Raw genomic sequence first — 11,362 nt, 5'->3', positions numbered from 1 at the left:
CCCTTCGGGGTGACACCGTCACGCTCCTCGGCCAGTTGGTTAACCCAGCGCCGGATAGCGCTTTCACCAATTCCCAGGGACACGCTCGCCTGGGGAATCGTGTAACCTTGATCCAGCACCAGGCTGGCTGCTTCCTGTTTGAACTCAGGAGAAAAAGAACGTCGCTTTCTGGTCATCAGACACCTCGTTTATTGTGGCGATATTACCACCTACGTTGGTGTCCGGAATCATTGAACCACTACAAGGTACTTCGCCTATATCCTATCGGCCCTTCCTCTCTGCCTGGGGTTTATTTGGGTCGGTGTGGATAAGCGCAAACAAGGCTGGCATGACAAACTTGCCGGTACGGTCGTTGTCCGTAGTATCGGCAAGGAGCCTGTCAAATTTGATGCCGCTGTTTAACAGGGCAGTTAAACCTGTTCACTGCGGTCGCCGGACGCGCACGAATTCGTGCCGTCTATAGCAGCATCAAGTTGTCAGCAGCGTCACTTCTGAGGGAGGTGAATTATGAAACCCAAACTCACATCAGAGATAAGCTGCCCTGTCTGCGGGCACAAGGAAACAGAGACCATGCCGGAGGACGCGTGCCAGTATTATTACGAGTGCAAAAAGTGCCGGGGGCTGCTCAAACCTAAACAGGGTGATTGCTGTGTGTTCTGTTCATACGGCGATACGCCCTGTCCTCCGGTCCAGCTGGATCAATCCTGCGGTTAATATTTTGAACAGGAGCAGGCGTCTAATAAAGGTTGGTGCCATTGGCGGTGTGGTGACAGCGCTCTGCTGTTTCACGCCTGTGCTCATCTGGTTGTTTGCACTCCTTGGTATTTCTGCACTGGTGGGTTATCTGGATTACGTTCTTTTCCCATTGCTCGCTGTCTTTCTGATCCTTCTTGCAATTGGGCTTAGACGGCGCAGGCGGGATAGATCGATATAATCAGTATAGTGGGAGTCTGCCAAACAAAGGCGGTGGGGCTGTAGAAACCCCAAACGGGACCGGATTTGGTAACATCGAGCCAACAGACAAGGAACCGTCGGCATGCCGCGTTTCAAACATGACCACTACGACCAGGGCGCGATGGCCGTGATCAAATGGCAGCAACAGTTTCAGCCTGGCACTTTTGAGTACGCGGTTCACTACCCGCTTGAACCCAACAAGCCGGACCGGCAGTCGTTATGAAGAGACGCGAAATCAAAGAAGCCCATGAGCGCAGCGTGATCAGGTCCTTCAAGCGATACCTGAAACAGCAAGATCGAATGTTGGTCGTGTTGGGCTACCCCGACCCGCCAGACGCCAGGGTGGAGATTGATCAGCAGCCCATCTGGATCGAAATTACCGACGCGTTTATCAATGGCGACTTTGCCCGGAGCCTGACCTCCCACGCGGCGGATGACCTACCTCCCGTTCCCACCGAACCGGACGGCCTTTTCGTTGAGGAAGTGAAGACGGTCGTCATGAAGAAATACGAAAAGGACTCGATCAGCGATATATTTCACCGCCGGGGCCCGGGGATACTGTTAGTCGGGCTCTATTCGCCCTTTGTCGGCAACCGCGAACGGGATCTGATCATTCAGGAGCTGTCCCACTTGAAAAACACCAATGATGGTCGTTTTTCTGAAATTTTCGTTTACGATCAGGCCCAACACTTTTATCCCGTTCCTTGAGGCAGGCATAACCGTTATTATGTTTGCGCCAAGGGCAACCTGACCGCTTATCCCATAGCCAACCTTTCTACCAACAGGACGGGGTCTCTGCAGGGGGTGCAGGCGCGCCAGGCACATAAGGACAACAAGATGCAAAACCTGATAGCTTGGATACAAACAAACGCACCTGCTTGTATGCAGCATTTAAACAAGCCTGCTTCGCCCGCCGACATTCATGCGGTAGAGCAAGAAACAGGGCTCTCCTTGCCGGAAGACTATAAGCACTTTCTCAAACACCACAACGGCGAAGACGGCACCAGCTGGCTGGCAATTCTGGGCGATGGCAATCAGTTGTTGCCTTGTGACGGGATCATTTCCCAGTACAAACTCGACCAGGACATTGCCCGTGAGTTCTACGATCCGGACATGGAAACCATCGAGTTCTGGAAAGACCGGACGGCCAGCGGGGTGATTTTTGTGGATGGCCCGGTGAAGCCGTTGATGCGCCACCCCAAATGGCTGCCCTTTACGTGCATGAATGGCGACGTTTACCGGTATTTTGACTACGACCCGGCCCCCGGTGGGACGCCGGGCCAGATTATCGAGGTTGATCCTGAAAACTGCTCTTACACCCGTCTTGCGGCGACCTTCAGCGAGCTGGTCGACAGCTACCTGGCCGAACTCCAAAGCGGAGTCTACAGCGTCAGCGGGGATGGCTTCATCGAGCGGACAACGGAGAAAGATCTCAGCCCCGGTATGCCCGAATGGCTCAAAAATGCCTGACACGGCGCAGTTCCCCGTCACTGGAAAGCCCTGGTATGGTGAGCCCGACGCAGCCCCCTGCGCGGTATTGCGATGGCCACGGCTTTTTTCCTGTTAACACGGACAACTGACAACATTGGTCTGTAAGGTTTTTGAATGTCTCAAATAACAATGCCGCTGGATACGGTCACCGATACCAGCAGTGACCCGGTCCGCTGGCGGATTCTTGCGGTGGTTCTCATGGCGATTTTAATGTCGCTGACGAGTGTCAGTGTCATTAACGTCACCTTGCCGTCGATCCAGGATGCGCTGCACGCCAGTGTCTCCGATATTCAGTGGGTGCTGTCAGGTTACACCCTCACCTTCGGCGTGGTGTTGGTCAGTGCCGGTCGTGCGGGCGACCTGGTGGGGCGCGGCGGCTTGTTTGTGCTGGGGGTGGTGGTGTTCACCCTCTCGTCCATTGCTGCGGGCCTGGCGCCGGATGCGGATTGGCTCAATGCAGCGCGTTTCGTTCAGGGGGTTGGCTCGGGCTTTTTGAACCCCCAGGGCATAGGCATGATCCAACAGTACTTTCGAGGCCCGGAACGCGCTCGCGCCTTTGGCATGTTTGGCACCACGGTGGGTGTGTCGTTCGCCATTGGCCCGGTGCTTGGCGGGCTGCTGATTCAGCTGGGTGGTCCGGAGTTTGGCTGGCGACTGACCTTTCTGATCAACGTGCCGGTGGGTGTGGTAACCATCCTGCTGGCGTGGCTGTGGTTTCCCCGCCCATTGATACACAAACCCAAACTTGAGGCGCATCAAGGCTGGAGCTCTCTGGACCCTGTGGGGGCGCTGCTGCTCGGTCTGGGCGTGTTGGCCCTGCTCTATCCCTTTGTGGAATCCCACCCCTCGAGGCTTATCTGGCTGTTGTTGCCGGCCGGGTTGTTGCTGTTTTATCTGTGGGCACGTTGGGAACGCTGGTACGCCCGACGCGGCTATAGCCCCATGGTGGATTTGAATGTATTCGCCACCGCCAGCTACCGCAACGGCAGCATCATTATGATGCTGTACTTTTTGGGCATGACCAGTGTCTGGGTGCTGGTGCCCTATTACGTCCAACAAGGTGGGGGCTTTTCAGCGTTTGAAGCGGGGCTGATCGGTATTCCGGCGGCCTTGCTCTCGGCCTATTCGGCCAATTGGGCAGGCAGGAACGTCACCCAATATGGGCGTAAAATTGTCATCGGCGGCTTGGGCTTGTGTATTTTCGGGGTGCTCGCCAGTGTCGCGGTGGTGCTGCTGCACGAGTATACCGGGCTAAGTATCTGGTGGCTGCTGGTGTCGGTGGCGTTTTTTGGCCTCGGCCAGGGCTCGGTGATCAGCCCCAATCAAACCCTGACCCTCGCAGAAGTGCCAGTGGCCTACGCGGGCAGCTCTGGCGCCATCATGCAAACCGGTCAACGGATCGGTTCCTCCGTGGGCATTGCGGTCGTCACCGCCATAGTGTTCGCGGTGCTTCCCTTCAGCTCCTGGCCCGTTGCCATGAGCCTCGGTTTCCTGGCCATTGCGCTGATCATCGGGCTGGCGCTAGCCATGGCTTGCAAAGACTTGCGCGACCGGCGCGCCTCGGCCCCGCCCGGTTCGTGAGTCAGCTTACCGCACTGGGCTCGGGTGCCGTCTGCCGCGCCGGGGCTTTGCGTTCAGCAATGTGGCTGGCCAGGGCCACACCGGTTTCGCTCTTGCTCAGATAGGCCTCGTTCGCGCCGGCTTTGCGGATCTGCCGGGCTTCGTCGTCGTACAGGGTTTGTGCCACTATGTAGCCGGTAAAGCCGACGCGCCGCAACATGCGCGCGGCGATCAGTTTGCCTTCGATGTCGGGCATGGCAAGGATCACCGAGTGTACCTGGGGCATGTGCAGGTTGCTCCAAAACGTAGAGTCTTCGGCGTCGGCAAATTCCACGCTGCGCCCCGCCGCCTGGTGCAGAATGATTTTATTGGGATCAAAATCCAGCCCGACCACCGCGGATTCCTGTTCCACCAGCCAGTCGTAGGCCGCCGTGCCGGTGCGCCCCATGCCCATGATGAGTACTTTCGCGTCTCCCAGCGCCAGTGGCTGTTCATCCGGGTGGTGCTGATTGGTTTCAAAGGGTTCCAGCCGGCTGGCAAAGCGCTCATACAGGCGGTGCGCAAGACGGTTTAATGGCGCAGAAATCACAAACGACAAGGCCACGGTGAGCGCCAGCGGCACCAGCCACTGGGGCAGCGCGATGCTGGCCACGATCAGGCCGAATTCGCTGTAGTTGGTGAGTGCGAGCGAGGTCAGAAAACTGCTGCGCGCCCGCAGATGGAAAAAGATCATCAAAAAGAAAAACAACAGGCCCTTCAACGGCAGCGCCAGGCTCGCAACCAGGGCAAACATCAGCGCCTGATGATCCGGCAGACCGCCCAGACCGATTTGCAGGAAGAACCCGACCAGAAACACCTCCTTGATGCTCCACAAGGAAGCCGCCAGCTCCTGACTGCGCGGGTGATTGGCCAGCACCGCACCAAACAGCAGCGCCCCCAGCTCTGAACTCAACCCGACCGCCTGAAAGCCCAGCCCACCGAGCACCAGGGCCAGCAGCATGCCCAGCAGCACCAGCAATTCGTCGTGGCCACTGGCGTCCAGCAGGCGGAACAACAACGGCCGTAGCAGCGGTAAACCAAAGACAATCAGCGCCCACTGGGACGGCGTCTTGCCGGCGGCCAGACTCATTACCACCAGGGCGATCAGGTCCTGCATCACCAGAATGCCAATGGCCACCCGGCCGTGGAAGGCGCGCAGCTCCCGCTTACTTTCCAATACCTTGGCGGCCAGAATGGTGGACGAAAACGACAGCGCCACCGCCAGCATGAACGCCAGGTACCAGCTGATGTCCAGCAACAGATAGAGACCCGGCGCAAACACCAGACAGGTAATGGCAAAATGCAGCAGACTACCGCCGATGACTTCGGGGCTCAGAATGGATCTGAACTTGAGCTTGAGCCCAACGGTGAACAGCATCATCAACACACCGAGGTGTGCGATGTGGCCTAGCACAGCGGTCGGTTCTGCGGAAATATTGCTGCCGGGATGCGCGGTGAGCGCACTGAGGATAAAACCGGCCGCCAGATACCCTACCAGGGATGGCAGATGTACCACCTTGACCAGCAGGCCAAGACCAAACGCAAAGGATATCCATATAGCTTCAGGCATGGTTCGTTTTACAGGGGCTCAGGTGATGAAAGACAGCGCAAGGCTAACCCGTTTTTGCGCCGCAATGAAGTGACTTTGCACTGACCGGTCACCGCTTGCGCACCGCCGGCTAGAAGTCGACCCCAAACACCAGCTTGGCCAACAGGGTAAACAACCCAAAGGAGACCGCGATGGCCAGCAGGTTCAGCATAAAGCCGGCGCGAACCATGTCCCGCAATTGCATCTGCTCGTAGGCGAAGACAATGGCATTGGGCGGAGTGGCCACGGGCATCATGAAGGCCATGGACGCCCCTAACGCCACCGGGACGCAGAGGATCACGGGGTTCAGGCCCAGGCCTACAGCCACCGCCGCCAATACCGGCAAGAAGGTGGCCGTGGAGGCGGTGTTGGAGGTGATTTCGGTCAGGTAGACGATCGCCACGGTAACCAGCAGGATCAGCACCAGGGTGCTCACCTCCACCCCGGCGACGGCGTTGCCGATCCATTCCGCCAGACCGGTGCTTTTAAACCCGCCCGCCAGCGCCAGGCCGCCGCCGAACAGCAGCAGCACCCCCCAGGGCACGTTGCGGGCCGCCTCCCAATCCAGGGCGAACTCACCTTCGGCCCGGGAAATGGGTACTGCGAACAAGATCAGGGCGGCGAGCAGCGCGATGATGGTGTCGTTCAGTGGCAACCCGGTCCAGGTCACCAGCAGCGCGCGGAAGATCCACCCCAGCGCGGCCCCCAGAAACACCAGGGCCACCAGTTTTTCACCCCGGGACATTCGCCCCAGAGCCGCCAGTTCACGGTCGACCACCGCGCCGGGGTCCTGAATGGCGATCCGGTGCGACGGGAACAGCACCCGCGTCAGCAGCAGCCAGCTGACCGGCAGCATGACGGCCACCACGGGTACGCCCAGCAGCATCCAGTTAAAGAACGTGATCTCGATCTGGTAGGTGTTTTGCAGAAAGCTGGCAAGCAGCGCGTTGGGCGGGGTGCCGATCAGGGTGCCCACACCGCCGATCGACGCGCTGTAGGCGATGGACAGCATCAACGCGACACCGAAATTACGCACTGTGGCCTCGTCATCCGTTTGCTCGGCAACGAAGTCGACCACCGACAGGGCCACGGCGAACATCATGATGGTGGTGGCGGTGTTGGAGATCCACATCGACAAAAAGGCGGTCGCCAGCATAAAGCCCAAAATGATCCGCGACGGTGACGTGCCGATCCGGCTGACGATCTGCAGGGCGATGCGCCGGTGCAGGCCCACGTGTTGCATGGCCGCCGCCAGCAAAAAGCCTCCGAGAAACAAAAAAATCAGCGGGTGACCGTAGTTGGCCGCCACCGGCTGGATCTGGTCGATCCCCAGCAGGGGCATCATCACGATCGGCAACAGCGCCGTGGCGGGGATGGGTATCGCCTCGGTCAGCCACCAGATTACCATCCAGCTGGCCATGGCCACCAAATGCCAGGCGATGAGCGGCATGCCCTCGGGGGCGGCCGTCAGCAGGACCAAAACCGCCACCACCGGTCCTCCCAGCAGTCCCAGCAACCGCAGTCCGCTGATTGGTCTTTCGGTCGGTTCGGGCCGGTCTTTGTAGTCCGGGTCGCGCCGGTCGCCCGGGGTCAGGTAGTCGTCGTCACGGGCGGGGGTGCCCTTGGTGTCCTTCGCCATGGGTGCTGCATCCTTCTGACAATGTCAGGACTATTTCCGGGCGATCACTGGGTCGGAGTCTGATCAGCCGCATCGGTAAAAAAAGTATGGCAGCCCGAACGGCCGTTTGCCCGTCCCGCGCCACAGCGATGCAACCAACATCCGACAGATCGTTGATGACGCACACCCCACCCGATGTTCCGGCTGCCACTCCGGCGGAAACAGAGTAGGCTGACTCTATAGGGTGTTCGGTTAATCCGCCGCCACCCGGGATCAGTCACAAACCAGCTGCAACGAGGTGACGACATGAGTGAACTACGCTACCCGAACGAAAGCAGCGCCTACCGGGAGGCGCGCGACGCACTGCTCAAGGAGGAACAGGCCCTGGTCGACCAGGTAAAGGCGCTCGCTGAAAAACGCCGCCAACTCCCGCTCGGCGGAGAGTTGAAGACGGATTACGTGTTCCAGTGGGCCACCGACGGCAAGGTGGGGCAACGGGTGACCTTCTCCGACCTGTTTGGTGACAAGCACACCTTATTGCTCTACTCGTTCATGTACGGCCCCAACTGGGATAACCCCTGCCCTTCCTGCACGTCGCTGGTGGACGGATTTGACCGTACCTGGTATCAGGTCACCGAAAGCGGCGCGGCCTTCGTGGCCATCGCCAAAGCCCCGGCCGAATCGATCAACGCCTGGGCAAAGCGGCGGGGCTGGTCGCAAATTGCGCTGGTGTCCGGGTTCGAGTCGCCCTATCAAGCCGATTACCGGTGCCAGGGGGACTCTGACGACCTGCAGTGGCCGGTGATGCACGTGTTCAAGAAACAGGACGGCAAGATTTTTCATTTTTGGGGCACCGAACTGCCGGGAAATCACGTCGACACGGTCTGGCCGTTCTGGAATCTCATGGACTTTACGCCTGAGGGGCGGCCGGATATCCCCACGCCGCCGCAACAGTTCAGATCCGAATTTCTGGAAAAAAACTTTCTGAACAAGGAGTGAAACAGCGGTTGTTGAGCGCTCCGGCTACATTGCCTACAATGACGCACTTTTTTCAACTCAGGTCATTAACATGAACGATACCAAAGCGCTGCCCCCGCTACCCGATCGCCTGTCGGGTAACCCCCGCAGCCCCCACCATGTGGCGGAAGTGTTCGAACACAACATTGGCATCCGGCTGAACGGCAAAGAGCGTAACGACGTCGAGGAATACTGCATCAGTGAAGGCTGGGTGAAAGTGGCCCACCCCAAGGCGCGGGACCGTCGCGGGCTGCCAATGATGGTTACCCTGAAAGGAACCGTCGAAGCCTACTATATGTAAGCTGTAAACCGTCCGAACGGGTGCCCGGACCAGCACCGGCACCCATTTACGCGCTGTCCTTTCCTCCGGGCGTGCGATCGACGCCCTCCACTGGCGCGCCCTGCCCCGTCCCGTCCCGTCTCCCCCTTAACGACCCACCATGCCATTCTCCGCTCCCCACGAAGAGCAGAGGACGCTATGCTGAATACGCAGTGGATCCGACTCCTCCGCATCGAATTAATGCAGTAGTGACAACGAAGGACTCGGAAACTCGGGTATACGTTTGGCGACGTCTGCATCGGGCGTATGCGCCAAAGGAGGATCAATCATGGCTATCAAGGCTTCAGATAACGAGGTAGCAGCGGCCAGAGCCTACCAGCAACTCCACGTCCCCGCGCTCTTTCAGCAGTTTGCGCCCGTCATGGCGGCGGCAGCCGGTATTCAGCCCGGCCAGCGGGTGTTGGACGTCGCCTGCGGTACCGGGGTGTTAGCCCGGGAGGTGGCGACCCAGGTGGGCGATGACGGCGTCGTGGCGGGCCTGGATGCTGCGCCCGGCATGCTGGCGGTGGCCCGGCAGTTGGCCCCGTCCATTGACTGGCACCAGGGCCTGGCGGAATCTTTGCCCTACGAAGACCATGCCTTTGACGCGGTGGTGTGCCAGTTTGGCTTGATGTTCTTTCAGGACAGATTGGCCGCAATCGCTGAAATGCTGCGGGTGGCGGCACCCGGCGGACGGCTGGCGGTGGGCGTTTGGGACTCGCTGGAGCATTCGCAGGCCTACCCCGATGCCGTGGCGCTGCTGGAGCGTCAGGCCGGGCAAGCGGCCGCAGATGCGTTGCGGGCACCCTTCGTGATGGGCGATCAACACCAACTAGCCAAACTGTTTCAGGACGCGGGGGCCGTCTCGGTGGACATTACCACCCACCACGGTACCGCCCGTTTCCCGAGTATAAGAGCCATGGTGGAAGCGGATCTCCGTGGTTGGTTGCCGGTTATGGGTGTAAACCTTACCGAGCAACAAATTGCGATCATTCTCACGGAAGCAGAGACGGTTCTGAACCGGTTTGTAACCGCCGGGGGGACGGTGGCGTTTGACGCCCCGGCGCACATCGTGACCGCACGCGCCCCATAGCCTACGCCCACAATCTGCCGCCCGGCTGGCGCGCCACTGGTGTTGGGGTCGGTCTGTCCGCTGCACCACGGGCAGAAACTGACGAGTAACCGGCGGTTAACGCCGTGACGCTGGGCTATGATAGCGCCTGAGTTGGCTGTCAGACGGCCGACGTGGCGGCACTGGGCCACCACACATCAAACTTGGCGGGGCGGTGGGTTGTTATGCTGTATGAGTGGCTGTTTCTTTTTGGTGCCGGTCTTCTGGGTGGCGTGATCAATTCCGTTGCGGGTGGCGGCAGCTTCATCACCTTTCCGGCGTTGCTGGTTGTGGGCGTGCCGCCCATCAGTGCCAATGCGACCAACACCTTTGCCTCCTGCGCCGGGTATCTCAGTGGCGCCTATGCGTTTCGCGACGATCTGCAGGCGCACAAACAGGAATTGCCGCAACTGCTCCTGATCAGCCTGATCGGGGGAATTCTGGGCGCCTGGTTGTTGCTGCAGACACCCGAAGCGTTGTTCCGTGAGGCCATTCCCTGGTTGCTGTTGTTCGCCACCGTGCTCTTTATCTTTGGTGGTCAAATCAACAGCACCTTAAAGAAACTGACCTCGACCCACCGGCATGCGTCCGTTGCGGGCCACCTGCTTCTGGCCCTGGTGCTGCTGGGCGTCTGTGCCTATGGGGGGTTTTTCAATGCGGGACTCGGGATCATTGCCCTCAGTTACCTGGCGCTGGCCGGGCATACCAACATCAACGCCATGAACGGTCTGAAACTGCTGATCTCTTCGGCGGTGTCGTTGATCGCCATTGCACTGTTTATCTACGACGGGGTGATTGCCTGGCATGAGGGCCTGATTGTTCTGGTGGGCACCCTGGTCGGGGGGTATGTCGCGGCCCATGTGTCCAAGCGGCTGTCCCAGCGACACGTCCGCTGGTTTGTGATTCTGGCCAGTTGCGGCATTACGGTTTATTTTTTCATGGTCACCTATGGGCATTAACCCGGCGGCCACACCGTCAGGCTTCACCCGGACGCACCGCAACCGCGCGGCGCGCCGGACTCTCCTATGAACCAAAGGAGCCCCACGTCATGCAAACGTGTCAGCTAACGACCCGACGTTTATGTCTGCGGCAGTGGCAAGCGGCTGACTTGCCTGTATTCGCTGAGTTGAACGCAGACCCCGCCGTAATGGAATACTTTCCCCGCCCGCTGCAATCAATCGAAAGCGATGCCATGGCCAATAAATGCCAACAGCTGATCGCAGACCGTGGCTGGGGTTTTTGGGCCGTCAGCTTGCGGGAACAGAGCCGTTTCATCGGGTTCGCGGGTCTGCATCAGCCCAGCGCCGATCTGCCCTTTGCGCCCTGCGTGGAAGTGGGCTGGCGGCTCCACCGCTCCTTCTGGGGCCAGGGCTACGCCACGGAAGCGGCTACCGAGGCCTTGCGGTTCGCCTTTGAGGAGCTGGCCCTGGACGAAGTGGTCGCGTTCAGCGCGGTCGCCAATCAGCGCTCCCGCGCGGTCATGGCGCGCCTGGGCATGACCGATACCCGGGCCAACTTCAGGCACCCGGACATAGACCCGGGCCACCCGCTTTGTGAGCACGTGCTTTATAAAATCACCCGCTCACAGTGGCAGGCAGCGCATTCCTAGCGCAGCGATTGCCGCGGGCGTGATTTCATTCGAAAACGGCGTTGGCCGGTAGATTT

At 59.5% G+C, this 11,362-nt stretch carries 14 protein-coding genes and 1 pseudogene; 12 read left to right on the top strand and 3 right to left on the bottom strand.

What is annotated here, in order from left to right; genetic code table 11:
- Positions 1 to 176 (bottom strand): annotated as a pseudogene (locus BG841_RS17455) (transposase); the annotation flags it as partial.
- Between the two features lie 82 nt (positions 177 to 258).
- Here BG841_RS17455 and BG841_RS17735 point away from each other — a divergent pair.
- The 7 genes from BG841_RS17735 (at position 259) to BG841_RS13360 (ending at position 4,026) form a co-directional block, all read left to right on the top strand.
- Complete coding sequence (locus BG841_RS17735) at positions 259 to 402, top strand: RDD family protein (protein WP_141737159.1); 144 nt, start codon at positions 259 to 261, stop codon at positions 400 to 402.
- 105 nt (positions 403 to 507) lie between these two features.
- Positions 508 to 714 (top strand): GDCCVxC domain-containing (seleno)protein, encoded by a 207-nt coding sequence (locus BG841_RS17450; RefSeq protein WP_074454353.1) that lies wholly within the window; start codon positions 508 to 510, stop codon positions 712 to 714.
- Complete coding sequence (gene merF / locus BG841_RS17730; protein WP_416202618.1) at positions 641 to 934, top strand: mercury resistance system transport protein MerF; 294 nt, start codon at positions 641 to 643, stop codon at positions 932 to 934. The genes BG841_RS17450 and merF overlap by 74 nt, the downstream gene beginning before the upstream one ends.
- A 102-nt stretch (positions 935 to 1,036) precedes the next feature.
- Positions 1,037 to 1,177, top strand: coding sequence for a hypothetical protein (locus BG841_RS17095; protein ID WP_158007615.1), 141 nt, complete (start codon positions 1,037 to 1,039; stop codon positions 1,175 to 1,177).
- Positions 1,174 to 1,662 (top strand): hypothetical protein, encoded by a 489-nt coding sequence (locus BG841_RS13370; protein ID WP_070058105.1) that lies wholly within the window; start codon positions 1,174 to 1,176, stop codon positions 1,660 to 1,662. The genes BG841_RS17095 and BG841_RS13370 overlap by 4 nt, the downstream gene beginning before the upstream one ends.
- Before the next feature lie 174 nt (positions 1,663 to 1,836).
- Positions 1,837 to 2,424: an SMI1/KNR4 family protein gene (locus tag BG841_RS13365; protein ID WP_070058104.1), complete on the top strand. Its 588-nt coding sequence runs from the start codon at positions 1,837 to 1,839 to the stop codon at positions 2,422 to 2,424.
- Between the two features lie 135 nt (positions 2,425 to 2,559).
- Positions 2,560 to 4,026: an MFS transporter gene (locus BG841_RS13360; RefSeq protein WP_070058103.1), complete on the top strand. Its 1,467-nt coding sequence runs from the start codon at positions 2,560 to 2,562 to the stop codon at positions 4,024 to 4,026.
- A gap of 1 nt (position 4,027) precedes the next feature.
- Here the strand turns inward: BG841_RS13360 and BG841_RS13355 are convergent, their stop codons facing one another.
- Together BG841_RS13355 and BG841_RS13350 are read right to left on the bottom strand one after the other, a co-directional pair.
- A complete protein-coding gene (locus BG841_RS13355; RefSeq protein ID WP_070058102.1) occupies positions 4,028 to 5,614 on the bottom strand; it encodes a cation:proton antiporter family protein in 1,587 nt (528 codons plus the stop codon).
- 109 nt (positions 5,615 to 5,723) lie between these two features.
- Positions 5,724 to 7,271, bottom strand: a complete 1,548-nt coding sequence (locus BG841_RS13350; protein ID WP_083260265.1) for an SLC13 family permease — start codon at positions 7,269 to 7,271, stop codon at positions 5,724 to 5,726.
- Between the two features lie 285 nt (positions 7,272 to 7,556).
- On the opposite strand from BG841_RS13350, the gene BG841_RS13345 reads away from it, so the two are divergent.
- The 5 genes from BG841_RS13345 to BG841_RS13325 all read left to right on the top strand — a co-directional run bounded on the left by BG841_RS13345 (position 7,557) and on the right by BG841_RS13325 (position 11,306).
- Positions 7,557 to 8,249, top strand: a complete 693-nt coding sequence (locus BG841_RS13345) for a DUF899 family protein (protein ID WP_070058101.1) — start codon at positions 7,557 to 7,559, stop codon at positions 8,247 to 8,249.
- A gap of 70 nt (positions 8,250 to 8,319) precedes the next feature.
- Complete coding sequence (locus BG841_RS13340; protein ID WP_070058100.1) at positions 8,320 to 8,568, top strand: DUF3297 family protein; 249 nt, start codon at positions 8,320 to 8,322, stop codon at positions 8,566 to 8,568.
- Between the two features lie 307 nt (positions 8,569 to 8,875).
- Positions 8,876 to 9,679 carry a methyltransferase domain-containing protein gene (locus BG841_RS13335; RefSeq protein WP_070058099.1) on the top strand — a complete coding sequence of 268 codons (804 nt, stop codon included), beginning with the start codon at positions 8,876 to 8,878 and terminating at the stop codon, positions 9,677 to 9,679.
- A gap of 203 nt (positions 9,680 to 9,882) precedes the next feature.
- Positions 9,883 to 10,656, top strand: a complete 774-nt coding sequence (locus tag BG841_RS13330) for a sulfite exporter TauE/SafE family protein (RefSeq protein ID WP_070058098.1) — start codon at positions 9,883 to 9,885, stop codon at positions 10,654 to 10,656.
- A gap of 89 nt (positions 10,657 to 10,745) precedes the next feature.
- On the top strand, positions 10,746 to 11,306 hold the full coding sequence (locus tag BG841_RS13325) for a GNAT family N-acetyltransferase (RefSeq protein ID WP_070058097.1): 561 nt from the start codon (positions 10,746 to 10,748) through the stop codon (positions 11,304 to 11,306).
- Positions 11,307 to 11,362 lie beyond the last annotated feature (56 nt).

This window comes from Marinobacter sp. X15-166B (genome assembly GCF_001752365.1).
Classification (GTDB): domain Bacteria; phylum Pseudomonadota; class Gammaproteobacteria; order Pseudomonadales; family Oleiphilaceae; genus Marinobacter.
The sequence above is the reverse complement of the archived record's forward strand: the minus strand, read 5'-3'. Positions and strand labels throughout refer to the sequence as shown.